17 protein-coding genes and 1 pseudogene are annotated in these 18,562 nt (G+C 64.2%); 10 read left to right on the forward strand and 8 right to left on the reverse strand.

Annotation, left to right across the window (positions count from 1 at the left end; genetic code table 11):
- Window positions 1–36 precede the first annotated feature (36 nt).
- Window positions 37–739: pseudogene (locus KMZ68_RS17300) on the reverse strand (glutathione S-transferase C-terminal domain-containing protein).
- A 133-nt stretch (window positions 740–872) separates the two neighbouring features.
- On the opposite strand from KMZ68_RS17300, the gene KMZ68_RS17305 reads away from it, so the two are divergent.
- Window positions 873–1,895 carry a methionine synthase gene (locus KMZ68_RS17305; protein WP_215612419.1) on the forward strand — a complete coding sequence of 341 codons (1,023 nt, stop codon included), beginning with the start codon at window positions 873–875 and terminating at the stop codon, window positions 1,893–1,895.
- 160 nt (window positions 1,896–2,055) lie between these two features.
- Here KMZ68_RS17305 and KMZ68_RS17310 read toward each other — a convergent pair whose 3' ends face one another.
- The 3 genes from KMZ68_RS17310 to KMZ68_RS17320 all read right to left on the reverse strand — a co-directional run bounded on the left by KMZ68_RS17310 (window position 2,056) and on the right by KMZ68_RS17320 (window position 4,143).
- Window positions 2,056–2,679 carry a hypothetical protein gene (locus tag KMZ68_RS17310; protein WP_215612420.1) on the reverse strand — a complete coding sequence of 208 codons (624 nt, stop codon included), beginning with the start codon at window positions 2,677–2,679 and terminating at the stop codon, window positions 2,056–2,058.
- 81 nt (window positions 2,680–2,760) lie between these two features.
- On the reverse strand, window positions 2,761–3,288 hold the full coding sequence (gpt, locus tag KMZ68_RS17315) for a xanthine phosphoribosyltransferase (protein ID WP_215612421.1): 528 nt from the start codon (window positions 3,286–3,288) through the stop codon (window positions 2,761–2,763).
- Between the two features lie 114 nt (window positions 3,289–3,402).
- Window positions 3,403–4,143, reverse strand: a complete 741-nt coding sequence (locus KMZ68_RS17320; protein ID WP_215612422.1) for a competence/damage-inducible protein A — start codon at window positions 4,141–4,143, stop codon at window positions 3,403–3,405.
- A 232-nt stretch (window positions 4,144–4,375) separates the two neighbouring features.
- On the opposite strand from KMZ68_RS17320, the gene KMZ68_RS17325 reads away from it, so the two are divergent.
- The 8 genes from KMZ68_RS17325 (at window position 4,376) to KMZ68_RS17360 (ending at window position 12,677) form a co-directional block, all read left to right on the forward strand.
- Window positions 4,376–5,794: a circularly permuted type 2 ATP-grasp protein gene (locus tag KMZ68_RS17325; RefSeq protein WP_215612423.1), complete on the forward strand. Its 1,419-nt coding sequence runs from the start codon at window positions 4,376–4,378 to the stop codon at window positions 5,792–5,794.
- Between the two features lie 29 nt (window positions 5,795–5,823).
- Complete coding sequence (locus KMZ68_RS17330; protein ID WP_215612424.1) at window positions 5,824–6,768, forward strand: alpha-E domain-containing protein; 945 nt, start codon at window positions 5,824–5,826, stop codon at window positions 6,766–6,768.
- Window positions 6,769–6,918: 150 nt separating this feature from the next.
- Window positions 6,919–7,743 (forward strand): transglutaminase family protein, encoded by an 825-nt coding sequence (locus KMZ68_RS17335; protein WP_215616374.1) that lies wholly within the window; start codon window positions 6,919–6,921, stop codon window positions 7,741–7,743.
- A 214-nt stretch (window positions 7,744–7,957) separates the two neighbouring features.
- Entirely contained in the window at window positions 7,958–9,268 is a 1,311-nt protein-coding gene (locus KMZ68_RS17340; RefSeq protein ID WP_215612425.1) for an ABC transporter substrate-binding protein, read from the forward strand.
- A gap of 93 nt (window positions 9,269–9,361) precedes the next feature.
- The gene (locus KMZ68_RS17345; RefSeq protein ID WP_215612426.1) at window positions 9,362–10,117 is read left to right on the forward strand and encodes an ABC transporter ATP-binding protein; all 756 of its coding nucleotides are present in this window, start codon (window positions 9,362–9,364) and stop codon (window positions 10,115–10,117) included.
- A 12-nt stretch (window positions 10,118–10,129) separates the two neighbouring features.
- On the forward strand, window positions 10,130–10,834 hold the full coding sequence (locus KMZ68_RS17350) for an ABC transporter ATP-binding protein (protein ID WP_215612427.1): 705 nt from the start codon (window positions 10,130–10,132) through the stop codon (window positions 10,832–10,834).
- Window positions 10,835–10,842: 8 nt separating this feature from the next.
- Window positions 10,843–11,715, forward strand: a complete 873-nt coding sequence (locus KMZ68_RS17355) for a branched-chain amino acid ABC transporter permease (RefSeq protein WP_215612428.1) — start codon at window positions 10,843–10,845, stop codon at window positions 11,713–11,715.
- A gap of 2 nt (window positions 11,716–11,717) precedes the next feature.
- On the forward strand, window positions 11,718–12,677 hold the full coding sequence (locus tag KMZ68_RS17360; RefSeq protein WP_215616375.1) for a branched-chain amino acid ABC transporter permease: 960 nt from the start codon (window positions 11,718–11,720) through the stop codon (window positions 12,675–12,677).
- A gap of 143 nt (window positions 12,678–12,820) precedes the next feature.
- On the opposite strand, the gene KMZ68_RS17365 is transcribed toward KMZ68_RS17360, so the two are convergent.
- Window positions 12,821–13,678, reverse strand: coding sequence for a VOC family protein (locus tag KMZ68_RS17365; protein ID WP_215612429.1), 858 nt, complete (start codon window positions 13,676–13,678; stop codon window positions 12,821–12,823).
- 98 nt (window positions 13,679–13,776) lie between these two features.
- Here KMZ68_RS17365 and KMZ68_RS17370 point away from each other — a divergent pair, with 98 nt between their 5' ends.
- Window positions 13,777–15,081, forward strand: coding sequence for an NAD(P)/FAD-dependent oxidoreductase (locus tag KMZ68_RS17370; protein ID WP_215612430.1), 1,305 nt, complete (start codon window positions 13,777–13,779; stop codon window positions 15,079–15,081).
- Between the two features lie 15 nt (window positions 15,082–15,096).
- On the opposite strand, the gene KMZ68_RS17375 is transcribed toward KMZ68_RS17370, so the two are convergent.
- The 3 genes from KMZ68_RS17375 to KMZ68_RS17385 are packed head-to-tail and all read right to left on the reverse strand — an operon-like array spanning window position 15,097 to window position 18,540.
- Window positions 15,097–16,734, reverse strand: a complete 1,638-nt coding sequence (locus KMZ68_RS17375) for an ABC transporter ATP-binding protein (protein WP_215612431.1) — start codon at window positions 16,732–16,734, stop codon at window positions 15,097–15,099.
- Window positions 16,731–17,561, reverse strand: coding sequence for an ABC transporter permease (locus KMZ68_RS17380; protein WP_215612432.1), 831 nt, complete (start codon window positions 17,559–17,561; stop codon window positions 16,731–16,733). Before KMZ68_RS17380 ends, KMZ68_RS17375 begins: the two co-directional genes overlap by 4 nt.
- 1 nt (window position 17,562) lies before the next feature.
- Entirely contained in the window at window positions 17,563–18,540 is a 978-nt protein-coding gene (locus tag KMZ68_RS17385; RefSeq protein WP_215612433.1) for an ABC transporter permease, read from the reverse strand.
- Between the last annotated feature and the right edge of the window lie 22 nt (window positions 18,541–18,562).

Here is an 18,562-nt window from a genome sequence, read left to right on the forward strand (position 1 = left end):
GGCGCTTCGCGCCTCCTCACCATGAGGGGTTACATCTCATTTCCTCCCCGCCAGCTCCTTCGCGGCCCGGCCGAACATGATCCTGCGGGATTCCTCGTCGAACGGCTCCTTGACGAATTTGCCGATCGCAAGCCCCGCCTGCACCTGCGGCCGGGCGCGGACCACAGCGTACCAGCGTTTGACGTTGGGGTAATCGTCGAGTGTGAAGCCGCGCCTTGTGCGTCATGGCCCAGGGGAAGCAGGCGATGTCGGCGATCGAATAGTCGCTGCCGGCGACGTAAGCCCCGGTCTTGCCCAGTTCGCGGTCGAGCACGCCATAGAGCCGCGCCGCCTCGTCGCGGTAGCGCTCGATCGCGTAGGGGATTTTCTCAGCTGCATAGAGTGCGAAATGGCCGTGCTGGCCGAGCATCGGACCGAGCCCGCTCATCTGCCACATCAGCCATTGCATGACGTTGGAGCGGGCGCGCATCTCCTTCGGCAGGAAGCGCCCGGTCTTGTCGGCGAGATAGATCAGGATCGCACCGGTCTCGAACACCGAGAACGGCTCGCCGCCGTCGGATGGCGCATGGTCGACGATCGCGGGAATCCGGTTGTTCGGGCTGATGGCGAGAAATTCCGGCTTGAACTGGTCGCCGGAGCGGATGTTGACGGGAATCACGGTGTAGGGAAGCCCGAGTTCCTCCAGCATGATCGTGATTTTCCAGCCATTCGGCGTCGGCGCATAGTGAAGATCGATCATGGGCTCGTCCTGAGGGAAACGGCCCACATCCTAGCCCGCGACGTCAGCCCCTTCCAGTCATCAAGGCGGTCTTGTGGGGCGCCTAGCGAACATGGCACACAGGCGCAAACGATAACCGCCCGGGAGGCCCACCATGCTGTTTCCAACCACGATCGCCGGCTCGCTGCCGAAGCCGGAATGGCTGGCCGAGCCCAATACGCTGTGGGCGCCCTGGAAATCGAAGGGTGAGGAACTGGCGCGGGCCAAGCGCGACGCCACTTTGCTGGTGCTGAAACTGCAGGAAGACGCCGGCATCGACATCCTCACCGAGGGCGAGCAGTCGCGCCAGCACTTCGTCCATGGCTTCCTGGAGAAGATCGAAGGCATCGATTTCGCCCACAAGGTCGAGATGGGAATCCGCAAGGACCGCTACAAGGCGATGGTGCCGCAGGTGGTGTCGCCGTTGCGGCTGAAGGGCCGCGTCCATGCCGACGAGGCCCGAATCGCCCGCACCCACACCACGCGGAAATTGAAATTCACCCTGCCCGGCCCGATGACCATCATCGACACCATCGCCGACCAGTATTACGGCGACCGCGTCAAGATGGCGTTCGCCTTTGCCGAACTGCTCAACGAGGAAGCGAGAGCCTTGCAGGCCGATGGCGTCGACGTAATCCAGTTCGACGAGCCCGCCTTCAACGTCTACATGGATGAGGTCTCCGACTGGGGCATAAAAGCGCTGGAGCGCGCCGCCGAAGGCCTGACCTGCGCCACCGCCGTGCACATCTGCTACGGCTACGGCATCAAGGCAAATACCGACTGGAAGGAAACGCTGGGAGCCGAGTGGCGGCAGTACGAGGATATCTTCCCGGCGATCGCCAAAAGCCCGATCCAGCAGGTCGCGATCGAATGCCGCAATTCCAGGGTGCCGCTGGAGCTGCTCGCTTTGCTCAAGGGCAAGATCGTGCAGGCCGGCGTGATCGATGTAGCCAGCGACACCGTCGAGACCGCCGAGGACGTGGTCAAGGTGATCGAGGCGGTCTCGAAATTCGTGCCCGTCAGCAACATCGTCGCGACCACCAATTGCGGCATGGCGCCGATGCATCGCGATATCGCGGAAGCGAAGTTGATGGCGCTCGGTGCGGGGGCGAAATTGGCAAGACGGGAGCTGGGGTGAGAAGCGCGACACCTTTTCGACCGTCATGGCCGGGCTTGTCCCGGCCATCCACGTCTTGGTCACCGTTAGAGAAGAAAGACGTGGATGCCCGGGACATCTAGCGCGAAGACGCGCTTCGCGCTTTTGCCCGGGCATCACGATTGATAGAGAGTATCGTAGCTCACGCCATCGACTCCACCGCGCTCGGATGCAGCACCGGGGCATATCCGGCGGCCAGCGTGCGCAATGTCGAAGGCGGAGTCAGCAGCAGCGCGCCTTCGAGTTCGGTGTCGGTCTCGCGATAGCCGCCCGGCGTCCACGCCAGCGCCCGGCCCTGGACGATCAGATGGATCTGCGCGCCCTCCTGCAACATCGCGCCGTCGGGCAATTGGTCGGGCGGCATCGGCAGCTCGTGCCGCCGCTTGGCCCCGCCGTCGAGCCGCTCGCGGTGAAGCACTGCGTCGATATCGCGGGCGAGAACACGGCCGACGCCGTTGCCTTGCTCCCACGCCGCACGAAACCGGTTGGCGTCGTCACGGCGGCAGTAGAAGCAGGGGCGATGCCCGGCCGCGAGCGCGGTGGCTTCATCCAGAAAGAACAGTTCGGTCCAGCTGCGGCCGCCCATCACCTCGCGCCGCCGCCCCCGGAATTCGCAAGAACAGGTGAGCCACGCCCGGCTCGCCCAGCGCCGCGTCAGTGTCTTGGTCCCGGGATCGTGAATGATGCCGCGATTGCCGGTGAACATCCCGCGATGCGGGGTGGCAATGATTTCGCCTGTCGGCGTGACCCGGTTTTGCAGCGGCATGGTGCGGTCGCGAATGGTGAGTGGCGAATGGCGAATAGCATATCTCCCCTATTCGCTACTCCCAATTCGCTATTCGCTACTTCACGCCGCGCCGTCGCGGATCGGCGGCTGGAACGACAGCGCGGTGTCCCAGGGAAAGTGGATCCAGGTGTCCTGCGACACTTCGGTGATGAAGGTATCGACCAGCGGCCGGCCCTGCGGCTTGGCGTAAACAGCGGCGAAATGCGCATCCGGCAGCATCTGGCGCACCAGCCGCCCGGTCTTGCCGGTATCGACGAGATCGTCGACGATCAACAGCCCCTTGCCGGTGCCGCCGCCGAGCCTTGCGATATCGGCCGAAACACCTTTCAGGACCTTCAGTTCGCCCTGCTGGTCGTGATCGTAGCTCGCCACGCAAACGGTATCGATCACGCGCAGGCCGAGTTCGCGCGCGACGATCGCCGCGGGCACCAGCCCGCCGCGGGTAATGGCGATGATGGCGTGAAACGGCCCGACCTCGTTGAGCCGCCAGGTCAGCGCCCGGCAATCCCGGTGAAACTGGTCCCAGGAGACCGGGAATGGCTTGCCGGCCCGCTCCAGCGCGCCCGGTTCCGAATGATTATTCACCACGCTGCTCTCGCTCCGTCTTCAGTGATCTCATCTCTTTCTTTGAGCATGATCTCCGGGCAAACGCTTCGCGTTTGTCCCGAGGGAGAACCGGTTCCCACTTTTCCGGATCATGCTCTAGCGGGTGGTGACGTTCAGTCCCGCCAGCATTTCCTTCACCGCGTTCATCGCGGCCGTCAGCTTCTCGGGATCGCGCGAACGGACGACGAGATTGGTGTTCGGCTTCTTGTCGTCGTCGAGAAACGGATAGCTGCCGATCACGGTGTCGGGATGCGCCTTGGCGATTTCCCGCAACGGACCGCCGACGTCGCCTTCCCGCGCATTGGCGCGCACCGATTCCGACAGCATCCGGACACCCGATTTCAGCTTCGGCGCGACGATGTCCATCATCGCCTGCATGATCGTGGGGACGCCTGCCATCACGATGACATTGCCGATCTTGAAGCCCGGCGCGAGAATGGTCGCGCTCTGGATCAGGTCGGCGCCGTCGGGAATCCGCGCCATGCGCAGCCGCGCCTCGTTCAGGTCCTGTTCGCTCCAGCGCTCCTTGAAGCGCGCCACCACCTCGGGATGATGGTCGATGCCGACCCCGAACGCCTTGGCGACGGCGTCGGCGGTGATGTCGTCATGGGTCGGCCCGATGCCGCCGGTGGTAAAGACATAATCGTAGCGATGGCGCAGCGCGTCCAGCGCCGCGATGATGTCGGTTTCTTCGTCGGCGACGACGCGGACCTCCTTGAGGTCGATCCCGATATTGGTCAGGTACTCGGCGATAAAGCCGATATTCTTGTCCTTGGTCCGCCCGGACAGGATCTCGTCGCCGATGACAAGAATTCCCGCGGTGACGATCTCGCTCATAACCTCTCCTCGCCCTCTATCCTGACTTTGCGCAAGCAACGCATTGAAGTCACGGGGTTTTGCTGTCGAAATAAGCACCCGGCCGCCGTTTTTTCAGGCAATGCCGCGAGCACCCATACCAAATGCCGCGTGTGAATGCATATCGCGCTGGCCCGGCCCTTGCTACCATCCCTTTCAGTCATGCACTGTCTCGCATGGTCTCTGGAATGACCTTGGAAAAGCGTCGGGTTATATGGCAGTTGCGTTCGATGAAATGAATGGGCCCGGCGGCGACCTCCGCCCGGCCTACCGGGAGCTGGCTCGCTGGCTGAAGGAGACGCCGCCGGACGCGCTGGAATATCGGCGCCAGGAGGCGGAGTTGCTGTTCCGCCGGATCGGCATCACCTTCGCCGTCTATGGCGACGCCGAGGCCCAGGAGCGGCTGATCCCCTTCGACGTGATCCCGCGGATCCTGTCGGGCAAGGAATGGGCCATCCTCGAAAAGGGCCTGAAACAGCGGGTGCGCGCGCTCAACATGTTCCTGCGCGACATCTATCACGGCCGCGACATCCTGCGCGCCAACATCATTCCCGACGACCTGATCTTCCAGAATCCAGTGTTCCGGCCGGAAATGAACGGCCAGGACGTGCCGCACGACGTCTATGTGCACATCGCCGGCATCGACATCGTCCGCGTCAATCCGGAAGAGTTCTTCGTGCTGGAGGACAATGCGCGCACGCCCTCCGGCGTTTCCTACATGCTGGAAAACCGCGAAATCATGATGCGGCTGTTTCCGGACCTGTTCGCCCGCCACCGTGTCGCACCGGTGGAAAAATATCCGGACGAATTGCTGTCGGCGCTGCGCTCGGTGGCGCCGCTCGGCGCCTCGGCCGAGCCGACGGTGGCGCTGATGACGCCCGGCGTCTACAATTCCGCCTATTACGAGCATTCGTTTCTCGCCGACAAGCTCGGCATCGAGCTGGTCGAGGGCCGCGACCTCATCGTCAAGAACGACGAGGTGTTCATGCGCACCACCGAGGGCCTGAAACGGGTCGACGTGATCTACCGCCGCGTCGACGACGACTTTCTCGATCCCCTCACCTTCCGCCCGGATTCGGCGCTCGGCGTACCCGGGCTGATGTCGGCCTATGCCGCCGGCAACATCACGCTCGCCAATGCTGTCGGCACCGGCATCGCCGACGACAAGGCGGTCTATTCCTACATGCCGGAGATCGTGAAGTTCTATCTCGGCGAGGAACCGATCCTGAAGAACGTGCCGACCTGGCGCTGCCGCGAGCCGAAGGATCTGTCCTATGTGCTCGACAACTTAAGCGAACTGGTGGTCAAGGAAGTGCACGGCTCCGGCGGCTACGGCATGCTGATCGGGCCGGCCGCGACCAAGGCCACCATCGAGGCGTTCCGCGACAAACTCAAGCGCGAGCCCGAAGGTTTCATCGCCCAGCCGACGCTGGCGCTGTCGACCTGCCCGACCTGCACCGAGTCCGGCCTCGCGCCGCGCCATGTCGACTTGCGGCCGTTCGTGCTGACCGGCAGCAACCACGTCACCATCGTGCCGGGCGGGCTGACGCGGGTAGCGCTGAAGGAAGGCTCGCTGGTGGTGAATTCCAGCCAGGGCGGCGGCACCAAGGACACGTGGATACTGGACGAGTAGGATTTGGATTCTGGACGAGTAGATCAAGCATGCTGTCGCGCACTGCCGAAAACCTGTACTGGCTGGCCCGCTATGTCGAACGCGCGGAATATCTCGCGCGCACCATCGAGGCGACGCTGCGTGTCACCGCGCTGCCGAACACCTATATCGGCAAGACCAACGAGTGGGACTCCGCGCTGCTGACCGCCGGCGTCAGCGCCAGTTTCTACGAACTCTACGACGAAGCCGACGAGCACAACGTCGTCGACTATCTTTCGTTTTCGCCGGCCAATCCCTCCTCGATCAAGAACTGCATCGAGAACGCCAGGCTGAATTCGCGCTCGGTGCGGACCGCGCTGACATCGGAGATGTGGGACACCATCAACTCGGCCTGGATCGACCTGCAGGAAGTCTGGGGCAAGGGCACCAAGACCCGGGAGGAACTGACGAAATTCCTGCGCTTCGTGCAGGAAACCTCGCTGCGCTTCGACGGCTCGGCCTACCGCACCATGCTGCGCAACGACGCCTACTGGTTCTCGCGGCTCGGCCTGCACCTGGAGCGCGCCGACAACACCGCCCGCATCCTCGACGTCAAGTATCACGTGCTGTTGCCCGAGGAGGAGCATGTCGGCGGCCCGCTCGATTACTACCAGTGGACCTCGATCCTGCGCTCGGTCTCGGCGCTGACCGCCTATCACTGGGTCTATCGCGAGACGCTGAAACCGTGGCTGATCGCCGACCTCTTGATCCTCAACGACTCGCTGCCGCGCTCACTGGCGAGCTGCTACGGCAACCTGGTGCGCAACCTCGACCAGATCGGCGTCGCCTATGGCCGCCAGGGCGCCGCCCAGCGCCATGCCCGCGGCGTGCGCAACCGGCTGGAACACAGCCACATGGACGACATCTTCCAGCACGGCGTGCACGAGTTCATCCAGGAATTCCTTGCGGATAATTCGAGGCTCGGCGAAATCATCACCAAGCAGTATCTGATCTGAGAAGGATACCGTCATGGCCGGGCTTGTCCCGGCCATCCACGTCTCGATTGAGAAGTGATAAGAGATAGGAAGGACGTGGATGCCCGGCACAAGGCCGGGCATGACGATCCCCCGAACACCTCGCCCGAACTCAAGCTCTACTGGTCCGTCATGCGCCTGCGAATTGCCCATTCCACCCTCTATCGCTATGAGCCTCCGGCCACCGGGGTAATCCAGATCCTGCGCATGACGCCGGGCAGCCATGACGGGCAATATGTCGCCGAATGGCAGATCGACGTCTCCACCGATTCACGGCTCCAGGTGCATCAGGACGCCTTCGGCAACGTCACGCATGTGCTGACCGAGGGGCCGATCGCCGAACTCACCATCAATGTCGAAGGCCTGATCGAGACCCACGACACCGGCGGCGTGCTCCGCGGCACCGACGAGCGGTTTCCGCCGAGCCTGTTCCTGCGCTCGACCTCGCTGACCGAGGTCAATCCGGCGATGGCAGCGTTTGCGCGCGAATTGCGCTCGGAGTCCGAAGCCGACGTGCTCGGCTTCCTGCATGCGCTGATGATGCAGATCAACGAGCACATGACCTTCGACGAGGACCCCACCAACAGCGGCACCTCGGCGGCGGAAGCCTTCGCGCTGAAGCGCGGGGTGTGCCAGGACTACGCGCATGTCTTCATCGCCTGCGCGCGCACCGGCGGCGTGCCGGCGCGCTTCGTCGCCGGACATTTCCTGCGTTCCGACGGCATGGTCCATCAGCAGGCCGGCCACGCCTGGGCCGAGGCCTTCGTGCCGGATCTCGGCTGGGTCGGGTTCGATCCGGCCAACGCCATCTGCACCACCGACGCCCACGCCCGCGTCGCCATTGGGCTGGATTATCTCGGCGCCGCACCGGTGCGCGGCACCCGCTACGGCGGCGGCATGGAAACCCTGTCGGTGGCGGTCAGGGTCGAACAGGCCGGGCGGCAGAGCCAGTCGTAATTTTCCTGATTTGCCGCCCCGCGCGATGGCACGGCGGCGGGCGTGCAGCTTTTCGTCACCTGGCATGACGTCCGGCCTTCTCGTGTCGGACGAACGACGCTTGGCGCTTGACATCCGTCAGCCCTGCCTCTGTGATGGGCGACAACAAAAACCAAGAAACGCAATGCACAATAACTAAGAAGCGCAATGCACAATTTTCCAGGGGAGGATTTCGATGCCGGTGCGTAAAGCTGCTCGTGTGTTTGGTGGGTTGATTGCCGCGGTCGCGGCGCTGGGGATGGTGGCTTCCGCCGACGCCCAGGAAAAGAAAATCAAGATCGGCGTGATTTACGACCTGACCGGCCCGCTCGCGGGCGGCGGTTCGGAGCTGCAATATACCGGCGCCAAGATCATGCTCGACTCCTATGCCAAGAAGGAGGTCGAAGGCTACAAGATCGAGGCGGTCTACGCCGACGCCCAGAGCAAGCCCGATGTCGCCATCAACGAGGCGGTCCGGCTGATCGAGCAGGAAAAGGTCGACATGCTGCTCGGCTTCTTCTCGTCGGCGCAGTGCGTGCCGGTGGCCGCCCGCGTCGAGCAGCTCAAGAAATTCATGTGGATCACCACCTGCATTTCCTCGGCGGTGCTCGAGAACAAGAATTTCAAATACATCTTCCGCCCACAGGCGAGCGGCGATCAGTTCGGCATGATCGCGATGGACTTCATCGAGAAGAATTCCAAGGCCAAGTTCGGCAAGGAGCCGAAGGACCTGCGCGTCGCCATCATCCACGAGGATGGCGCCTACGGCGTTGATGTGGCCAAGGGCAATGTGGCGGGCGCCAAGAAGGCCGGCTTCAACGTCGTCATGAAGGAAGGCTATTCGGCGACCGCGCCCGATCTCTCCGCGCTCGTCACCAAGCTCAAGCGTGCCCGGCCCGACGTGATCTTCCACACCGGCTACAATCCCGACATCACGCTGCTGCTGCGCCAGGCGCGCGAACAGGGCCTGAAATTCGGCGCCCTGGTCGGCCATGGCGCAGGCTACGGCGTTTATGAGAAGCTGAAGGAAGGCCTCGGCGGCGACGTCAACCACTTCTTCAACGTCGATCCGATCTCGATCTGGCTCGCCAACCAGAAGACCATGGACCCCAAGCTGCCGCCGGTCATCAAGATGGTCGGTGAGGAGTTCGACAAGGCAAAGCCGGGCATTGCCATCCGCTCGGCGCATGTCGGCATGGCCGCGTCGAACACTTACGTCTTCCTGACCGAAGTGTTGCCGCGCGCCATCAAGAAATACGGCGGCGTCGATCCCGAAGCGCTGCGCAAGGCGTCGCTGGAAGTCGACATTCCCGAAGGCGGCACCATGCTCGGCTTCGGCGTCAAGTTCCACGGCGAAGGAACGCCGATGGCCGGGCAGAACGAGCGCTCGTTCCCGGTGGTCATCCAGTATGTCGACGACAAATCTTATGTGGTGTGGCCGAAGAGCCAGGCACAGCGCGAGGCCGTGCTGCCGCTACCGGCGGGCACGACCTACAGCGACAAATAGGCGATCCCTGCAGCCTCGGTTCTGATCGAATTCGGAACCGAGGCTCCAGTCTCTTGTCTTGACGCGTGTTCCTGACGCACCAAAGGGATCGTCGTGCTGGAAGTCCAGGGCTTGGTAAAGCGGTTCGGCGGCTTCACGGCCGTCAACCAGGTATCGTTCAAGGTCGATGAGGGCGAGATTCTCGGCCTGATCGGTCCTAACGGCTCGGGCAAGAGCACGATCTTCAACATGCTCTCCGGCACGTTCCAGCCGTCAGCGGGCTCGATCAAATTCGACGGCGCCGAAATCTCCGGTCTCGCGCCGCACCGGATCATCAATCGCGGCATCGGCCGGACCTTCCAGATCCCGCGGCCGTTCCACCGCCTGACGATGTTCGAGAACGTGGCGCTGGCCGGCTATTTCGGCCAGGGCAAGCACAGCCGCGTCAAGGCCGAGGAAGCCGCCGAGCGCGCGCTCGGCATGGTCGGGCTGCCGATCGACCGCGCCGCTGCGGTCGACGGGCTCGGCGCCGCCGGGCTGAAGAAACTCGAGCTTGCCAAGGCGCTCGCGACCGGCCCGAAACTGCTGTTGGCCGACGAAAGCCTGGGCGGGCTCGACGAGACCGAGATGGACCAGGCCGCCGACATGCTGCGCAAGATCCGCGACGAACTCGGTATCACCATCATCTGGGTCGAGCACATCATGGGCGTGCTGATGCGCGTGGTCGACCGCGTCATGGTGCTGGATCACGGCGAGAAGATCTCGGAAGGGCTGCCGAGCGAGGTGTCGAACGATCCGCGGGTGGTCGAGGTCTATCTCGGCACCGATGCCGATGCGACGCAGGCCGCAGCCGCCGAAGCGCGTCGGTAAGGGGTAGCGCGCATGCTGGAACTGAAATCGGTCAATGCGGGTTACGGCACCTTCCAGGCGCTGTTCGGCGTCAGTCTCGACGTCAGGGCGGGCGAAGCGGTCGGCGTGATCGGTCCCAACGGCGCCGGCAAGACCACCCTGATGCGGGTGATCTCCGGCCTGATCCGGCCCCGCGCCGGCACCATCACCATGGAAGGCGCCGACGTCCTGAAAACGCCGGAGCATCGCATCGTCAGCCTCGGCATCGCCCATGTGCCGGAAAATCGCCGGCTGTTTCCCCGCCTCACGGTGGAGGACAATCTCAAGATGGGCGCCTTCATGCCGGAAGCCCGGGCGCGCTATGCCGAGCGGCTGGACTTCGTGTTCGACCTGTTTCCGCGCATGAAGGAACGCCGCCACCAGATGGCCGGCACCATGTCCGGCGGCGAGCAGCAGATGTGCGCGATCGGCCGCGCGCTGATGTCGGACCCGAAATTGCTGCTGCTCGACGAGCCCTCGGCAGGCCTCGCGCCGGTCGTCGTTCAGCAGGTGTTCGAACTGGTGAAACGCATCCGCGCCGGAGGCCTCACCGTGCTGATCGTCGAACAGAACGTGCAGCAGGTGCTGAAGGTGGTCGATCGCGCCTACCTGCTGGAGGCGGGCTCGATCCGCGCCTCCGGCACATCGGGCGAGATGCTCGCCGACGACACCATCCGCCAAGCCTATCTCGGAGTGTAGGTAACACGATGACGGACATTTTCGATATCTACCTGCTCGAGGCCATGGTGAACGGCATCCTGCTCGGCGGCGTGCTGGCGCTGCTGGCGCTGGGGTTGAACCTGATCTTCGGCGTCATCGACGTGACCTGGATCTGCTACGCCGAACTGGTCATGATCGGCATGTACGGCATGTATTACCTGGTCCAGGTCTTCGGGCTGCCCTATTACGTTGCCGCACCCTTCACCATCCTGCTGGTGGCGGGACTTGGGGCGCTGCTGCACTGGCTCGTGATCGCTCCCCTGCTCTCGGCGCCGCCGATCAACCAGTTGCTCGCCACAGGCGGCGTGCTGTTCGTGCTGCAGAGCTTCGCCACCGTCGCGTTCGGCATCGACTTCCGCAACCTCGGCATCCGGATGCCGGTGCTGAAATTCGCCGAGATGCATTTCAGCTATTCGCGCCTGCTCGCATTCGCCGCCGCGCTGATCGGCATGCTGCTGGTCTATTTCTTCATGAAGCGGACCTATATCGGCACCGCGATCCGCGCCATCTCGCAGGATCGCCAGATCATGGCGCTGATGGGCGTCGATACCAAACGGATCTACCTCATCACCTCGGCGCTCGGCGGCGCGCTCGCCGGCCTCGCCTCCTGCCTGCTGGTGCTGCAATACGACATCCACCCCTTCGTCGGCCTGTCGTTCGGACCGATCACCTTCCTGATCTGCGTGCTGGGCGGGCTCGGCAATTTCGTAGGCGGCTTCGTCGCGGCGTTCGTGTTTGCCGAGATCATCTCGCTCGGCGGCCTGTTCTCCGATCTGGAGTGGGGCTACGTGCTGGCCTTCGCCTTCTTCATCGTCATGATGTTCATCAGGCCCGCCGGGCTGCTGGCGAGGCGCTCGTGACCATGCGTCAGTCCCTGCCCTGGATCGCCGGCGCAGCGCTGATCGCGCTGCCCTTCGTTTATCGCGATCCCTACCATCTCCACATCCTGATCCTGATCCTGATCTGGTCGTTCGCCTATACGTCATGGTCGATGATGGGCCGCTTCGGGCTGGTGTCGCTGGGCCATGGCGGGTTCATGGGCGTCGGCGCCTATGTGACGGCGCTGTTGTGGAACCACATGGGGCTGTCGCCGTGGCTCGGCATTCCCATCGCGATGCTCGCCGCCGCCGTGCTGGCCGTCATCGTGGCCTATCCCTGTTTCCGCTTCCGCATCACCGGCCATTATTTCGTGCTGGTGACGCTGGCGCTGTCCGGCATCGTGCTGCAGGTGATCACCGCGACGCGCGACTATACCGGCGGCTCGCTCGGTTACACGCCCGACCGCACCAAGGGCAACCATCTCTGGGCGCTGCAGTTCGACGACAAGCTGACCTGGTACCTGATCGCGCTCGGAGTCTGGGCGGTGGGGCTCCTGATCTGGAACTGGGTCGACCGCAGCATGGACCGCTATGCGCTGGAGGCGATCTCCGAGGATGAAGACGCCGCGGCTGCTGCCGGCGTCAACGTGACCTGGGAAAAGCTCAAGATCACGATCATCTCGGCGCTGATGACCTCGCTGTCCGGCGCGCTCTACTGCCAATACCAGATGTTCATCTCGCCCGACACGGTGAGCGGCATCTCGGTGTCGCTGCAGATGGTGTTCGCCGTCATCGTCGGCGGCCTCTATGTTTCGCTCGGGCCGACGGTCGGCGCCGTCATCACCATCCTGCTCGCGGAAATCCTGCGCATCGGTTTCGGCACCAAGGCGGTCGGCTGGGACAACCTCGTCTACGGCGTGCTGCTGGTGGTCTTCATCATCTTCCTGCCCAAGGGCATCCTGGGCAGCATCATCGACAGGGTGAAGACGCTGCGGAAGGCGTAGCGCGGGTTCCTTCCAGTTCGGTGGCTGCATCCTTCGAGACGCGCGCAAGGGCGCGCTCCTCAGGATGAGGTCTACCACCCTCATGGTGAGGAGCGCGGCACCGCCGCGCGTCTCGAACCATGAGGCCGCAATGCGGATCGCGCCTACACCCCGACAAACGCCAAGAGCGTGCCGTTGGCCGTCGCAGGCGGAACGCACAGCGCGTTTCCGCTGCGGACAGCCGAGCCGCCGGCCGCCTTCTCCGCGGCGGCGAGATCGGATGTCGCAATCACCAGGCCGGCGCCGCCGCGCTCGGGTAGTCCCGTGAGCGAGGCCGCGGGATAACGCCGGGCCACCTGTTCCCTGGTGAGGAAGACGAAATCGGCGCGGTCCGAACCGGAAGGCACCGCGACCGCGCCATCCGGCTCTGCCCTGGCGTCGCGGTCGATCAGGCGTCCGAGATGCGCGGCATCTTTCGCAGGCTCGGTTGAAACGATCAGAACCTGGTTCAGCCGTTTCGCGCCGTTGGCGTGTTTCATCAGTTCGGGAATCCAGACGGTTTCCCGGGTCTTGTGCTGGCAGGCGAAGATGCGGACTCCCGCGGGCGCCTCCTCAATCGGCCACTGAAAGGTCCTGAACTTGGCCGCCGACTGCGTGCCGTCGGGCATGGTCACCGGCCGCTCGAAATCGGTCGGACCGACGGCCGCATAACCACGCGCGCGGATCTCCTCGGCGCCTGCAGCCGAATCCACCGCCGTAAAGGCGATGCGCTCGATGCCTTCGCCGCGCTTGGCGAGGAAGGCGCGCGCCGGCGCATTATGCTCTGTCTCGGCCAGCACGCCGAGCAATTCGATGTAATCGGGATCGAGCATGATGGTGTAGTTGCCCGATCCCATCTTGGCGCTGTGGGTGCCGCGCGGGGATATCGTGAAGCCGAGCCGCTTCCAGTTCGCGGCGGCTTGGTCGAGATCCCGGACCATGACCACGGCATGATCGATTCCGATGACATTCTTGAGTGTCACTCTTATGTTTCCCCGGCATGAATTGGTCACTAAGCTAATCAGATCGATCCGGCGTCCGCAAGGCAACCACCGGCATCGATCGAGAAGGAAGGATGATGATGGATACCGCAACTGTCCGCTGGCCCAACTCGATGTGGGCCGCGGCGACGCCGCCCGGTCCGGAGCTGCCGGAGCTCGCAGGCTCCGCGACGGCCGACGTCATCGTGATCGGCGCTGGCTTCACCGGGCTATCGACCGCGCTGCATTTGCGCGAAGCCGGCGTTGACGTCGCGATCATCGAGGCCGTGGAGCCGGGCTGGGGCGCCTCGGGGCGCAACAACGGACAGGTGATTCCGACCCTGTCGCGGCCCGATCCGGAGGACATCATTGCGAAGCACGGCGCCGCCGGAGAACGTTTCGTCGCCTTGCTGCGCGACAGCGCTTCGACCTTGTTCGATGTCACGCGGCGCTATCAGATCGAGGCCGAGCACGAACAGACCGGCTGGGTGCAGCCGGTGCATTCGCCCGGACGCATCAAGATCGCCGAACGGCGGGTACGGCAATGGTCGAAATTCGGTGCTGCGGTCGAACTGCTGTCCCGCGACCAGACACGGGAGATGCTGGGATCGGATGCCTGGTTCGGCGGCTTCTGGAACAAGACCGGCGGCCACATCAATCCGCTGGCGCTGGCGCGCGGTCTCGCCCGCGTGGTGCTGGAGCGCGGCGGCCGCATCTACGCGCGCTCGCCTGCAAGCTCGTTCGAACGGCGGGAACGCCGCTGGGTGGTCAGGACCGAAAAGGGCGAGATCAGCGGCCGGGCCCTGATCCTGGCGACCAACGCCTACACCGGCGAATTCTCGAAATCGCTGATGCCTGACATTGCACACGAAGTCATGCCGGTGCTGTCCTGGCAGATGGCGACGCAGCCGCTTTCCGAAGCGGCGCGGCGGACCATCATTCCCGGCCGGCAGGCGATGTCCGATACCCACGGCGAGCTCTATTTCTCCCGCTACGATGCACGACACCGCCTCATCACCGGCGGCGCCGTGATCGGTCCCGGCAACAAGGCGGAGAGGATCAAGCAGCGTGTCGGCGAGCGCCTGCAGCGGCTCTGGCCGCAGATCGGACCCGTCAAATTCGACTATGTCTGGAATGGCTATGTCGGGATGACCACGGATTTCCTGCCACGCATTCATCGGCTCGGACCCGACGCCTATGGCTGGACCGGCTGCAACGGCCGCGCGGTCGCGCTCGCGATCGCGCTCGGCGATGAACTGTCCAAGGCGGTGCGGGGCGTGCCGGAAAGGGATCTCGCGCTGCCGTTCACCGATCCTGCCCCGATCATGGCCCACGGATTGCTGCGCAAGCTCGCGCCCCTGATGCTGATGGTCTACCGGCGGCGCGACGCACGGGAAATCGCCTGAGGCTCACGCCGCCCGTCATGCAAACAATGACGTCTCGTGCTTCCGGGCGAACTCGCCGCCGGGAATCGAATCCAGCAGCGCCTGGGTATAGGGATGCTGGGGACGGCCGAACACATCGCCGGCCAGCCCCTGCTCCACCACCTCGCCGTCCTTCATCACGGCAACGAGGTCGCAAATCTGCGCCGCGACCCGGAGGTCATGGGTAATGAATATGATGGAGAGACCCAGGCGCTCGCGCAAGCCGGCGAGCAGTTTCAACACCTGTGCCTGCACCGACACATCGAGGGCCGAGACGGCCTCGTCGGCGACCAGAACCTCCGGATGCAGCGCGAGCGCGCGGGCAAGGCCGATGCGCTGACGCTGGCCACCGGAGAATTCGTGCGGAAAGCGATCGGTGGCCGACGGATCGAGCCCGACCAGCGCAAACAGATCCTTCGCGTCGGCGATGGCCTTGGCCGGCGGCGTGCCGTGGACGATCGGCCCCTGGGCGACCAGGTCTCCGGCCTTGCGGCGCGGGTTGAGCGACCCAAACGGGTCCTGAAACACCATCTGGATATGACGGGTTTCGCGGCGAACCTCCTCGCGCGTCAGCTTTGCCCAGTCCTTGCCTTCAAGCACAATCGAACCCTGTTCGGGATCGATCAGCCGGACGATGCAGCGGGCGAGCGTCGATTTTCCAGATCCGGATTCGCCGACAATCCCGAGCGTCGCGCCGCGCGGCAGCTTCAGCGAGACGTTCCTCACCGCCGGCGTCACGCGGGCGCCGCGTCCGAGAAATCCGCCGGTGCGGTAGGTCTTCGAGACGTTGTCGATGGTCAGGATGATGTCGTCGGACAGCTGCCGCGGCGGCGGCGCGGTCAGGGGCGGCACCGCCGCGATCAGTTGCTTGGTGTAGGGATGCTGCGGGTGGTTGAGCACCGAGGCGGCATCGCCCTGCTCCACGATCGAGCCCTGCTGCATGACCGCGACGCGGTCTGCGATCTCCGCGACCACGCCGAAATCATGGGTGATGAACAGCACCGCCGTCTTCTTCCGCTTCTGCAGATCCCGGATCAGCGTCAGGATCTGCGCCTGCGTGGTGACATCGAGCGCGGTGGTGGGCTCATCCGCGATCAGGACCCTCGGATCGAGCGCCAGCGCCATGGCGATCATGGCGCGCTGGCGCTGGCCGCCGGACAGTTCGTGCGGATAGGCCCTTGCTGCGCTCGCGGGATCGGGAATGCGCACGTCTTCCAGCAGCGCCAGCACTCTGGCGCGGATGGCGGCCCCAGAAAGATCGGTATGGATCGAGAACATCTCACCGATCTGGTCGCCGATGGTCCGCAGCGGATTGAGCGCCGTCATCGGCTCCTGGAAGATCATGGCGATGCCGGCGCCGCGCACGTGGCGCATCTCGGTCACGGTGGCGGACGCCAGATCCCTGCCCTCGAACATCACGCGGCCGGCATCAATGCTGACCTCGTTCGGCAACAGCCGCATGATGGCGTTCGCCATGATCGACTTGCCGGAGCCGGATTCGCCGACTACGCAAAGGATTTCGTTGGCGGCAACCGAGAGCGATGCGCCGGACACCGCATGCGAGCGGTCCGCGCCCGGAGGCAGCCGCACACCGAGCCCTTCGAGGGTCAGGATGGAAGGCGCTGGTTCGCTCATCGGCCCTTGAGCCTCGGGTTCAGCGCGTCGTTCAACCCCTGCCCGACCAGCGACACCGCCAGGACCGTGACCAGAATCGCGATGCCGGGGATCGCCGACACATACCATTGCACCCGCAGCACGTCGCGCCCCAAGCCGATCAGATTGCCCCAGGACGCGACGTTGGGATCCGAGAGGCGGAGAAAGGCCAGTGCGCTTTCAAGCAGAATCGAGACCGCCATGATGACGCTGGCGTAGACGATGACGGGCGGCAGAGCATTGGGAAGGATCTCGCCCAGAATCAGCTGAATGTCCCGCATGCCGAGCGTTCGCCCCGCTTGCACGAATTCCCGGTTGCGCAGCGACAGGAACTCGGCGCGGGTCAGCCGCGCCGGCGCCGGCCACGACACCACGCCGACCGCAATGGTGACCGTGGTCAGCGTCGAGCCAAATACCGCCACCAGCACCAGCAGCAGCACGAAATTGGGCAGGGTCTGGAACGCTTCGGTAATACGCATCAAGACGGTGTCGACCCAGCCGCCATAGTAACCGGCAAAGGCGCCGATCAGAATGCCGATCGCAATCGCGATTGCGGTGGCGACCCCGCCGATCAGCAGCGAAATACGCGCGCCGTAGAAGATTTGCGCCGCGATGTCGCGGCCGGAATTGTCGGTGCCGAGCAGGAACCGCGGATTCGAAAACGGCCAGATCAACGGTCGTCCGGCCAGAGCAAGTGGCTCCTTCGGATAGAGCCAGCTGGCGCTGACCGCCATCGCCACCACGATCAAGAGCAGCACCAGCCCGGTGACGGCGGCGGGACTGCGAAAATATCGTTTGACCGCGTCCATGCTAACCCTCGGCCGCGATGCGCGGATCGAGCCGCGCGTAGATCAGGTCGACGGCGAAATTCACGGTGATAACGAGCAGCGCCGAGACAAAAACGATACCTAGAAGCGTATTGAGATCGCGCTGCACCACGGATTCGTAAGCGAGACGGCCGAGGCCGGGCAGCGAAAACACGCTCTCGACCACCACCGAGCCGCCCAGCATCGTTCCGGCCTGCAGTCCGATCAGCGTCACCATGGGCAACAGCGCGTTGCGCAGTACATGGCGGATCACCACCCGCGTCTCGTCAAGCCCCTTGGCGCGCGCGGTCCGGACATAGTCGAGATTGAGGACTTCGAGCATCGATGCGCGCATGATGCGGAGATAAATTGCCAGGAAGATCAGCCCGAGCGTCAGAGTGGGCAGAACGAGATGGCGGGCGATATCGAGGGTGCGCCAGATGCCGGTCTGCAGCGCGCCGATGTCCTCGAAGCCGCCGGCCGGCAGCCACTGCAGATAGATCGAGAACACCACGATCGCCATCAGCCCGAACCAGAATGACGGGGTGGCGTAGAAGATCAGGCCAAGGATTGAAATCACCGTGTCGGGCCATTTGTTGACGCCGCGCGCGGCAATGACACCGAACACGATCCCGAAGAAGAAGGCGAACGACAGCGACGCCGTCATCAGCAGGATGGTCGGCGGCAGCCGTTCCAGAATGACGGACGCGACCGGCTTGCCATAGATCGAGGAGAAGCCGAGATCGAGCCGGATCAGCCGCCAGAGGTAGTTGCCAAGCTGCGCCGGTATAGAAAGATCGAGGCCGTAGAATTTCCGCAGTTCCCGCGCGGTGGCGGCGTCGCCGCCGCCCATCTGGGCCATCATGGCGTCGACGGTGTCGCCGGGCGCGAACTGCAGCAGCAGAAATACGCCGATCAGGATCAGGGCCAATGTCGGGATCGAGGCGGCCAGGCGCCGCCCCGCCAGTCTCAAGATGCGCATCGGGACATCTTTTCGGAGTTTA

The organism is Bradyrhizobium sediminis (assembly GCF_018736105.1).
Taxonomy (GTDB): domain Bacteria; phylum Pseudomonadota; class Alphaproteobacteria; order Rhizobiales; family Xanthobacteraceae; genus Bradyrhizobium.

Bases quoted from the DNA above. Each gene is read 5' to 3' on its own strand.
- KMZ68_RS17370 (WP_215612430.1), top strand. From the start codon at position 13,777: ATGGATACCGCAACTGTCCGCTGGCCCAACTCGATGTGGGCCGCGGCG.
- KMZ68_RS17330 (WP_215612424.1), top strand. From the start codon at position 5,824: ATGCTGTCGCGCACTGCCGAAAACCTGTACTGGCTGGCCCGCTATGTC.
- KMZ68_RS17375 (WP_215612431.1), bottom strand. From the start codon at position 16,734: ATGAGCGAACCAGCGCCTTCCATCCTGACCCTCGAAGGGCTCGGTGTG.
- KMZ68_RS17355 (WP_215612428.1), top strand. From the start codon at position 10,843: ATGACGGACATTTTCGATATCTACCTGCTCGAGGCCATGGTGAACGGC.
- KMZ68_RS17325 (WP_215612423.1), top strand. From the start codon at position 4,376: ATGGCAGTTGCGTTCGATGAAATGAATGGGCCCGGCGGCGACCTCCGC.
- KMZ68_RS17380 (WP_215612432.1), bottom strand. From the start codon at position 17,561: ATGGACGCGGTCAAACGATATTTTCGCAGTCCCGCCGCCGTCACCGGG.
- KMZ68_RS17305 (WP_215612419.1), top strand. From the start codon at position 873: ATGCTGTTTCCAACCACGATCGCCGGCTCGCTGCCGAAGCCGGAATGG.
- KMZ68_RS17350 (WP_215612427.1), top strand. From the start codon at position 10,130: ATGCTGGAACTGAAATCGGTCAATGCGGGTTACGGCACCTTCCAGGCG.
- KMZ68_RS17340 (WP_215612425.1), top strand. From the start codon at position 7,958: ATGCCGGTGCGTAAAGCTGCTCGTGTGTTTGGTGGGTTGATTGCCGCG.
- KMZ68_RS17335 (WP_215616374.1), top strand. From the start codon at position 6,919: ATGCGCCTGCGAATTGCCCATTCCACCCTCTATCGCTATGAGCCTCCG.
- KMZ68_RS17320 (WP_215612422.1), bottom strand. From the start codon at position 4,143: ATGAGCGAGATCGTCACCGCGGGAATTCTTGTCATCGGCGACGAGATC.
- KMZ68_RS17310 (WP_215612420.1), bottom strand. From the start codon at position 2,679: ATGCCGCTGCAAAACCGGGTCACGCCGACAGGCGAAATCATTGCCACC.
- KMZ68_RS17385 (WP_215612433.1), bottom strand. From the start codon at position 18,540: ATGCGCATCTTGAGACTGGCGGGGCGGCGCCTGGCCGCCTCGATCCCG.
- KMZ68_RS17360 (WP_215616375.1), top strand. From the start codon at position 11,718: ATGCGTCAGTCCCTGCCCTGGATCGCCGGCGCAGCGCTGATCGCGCTG.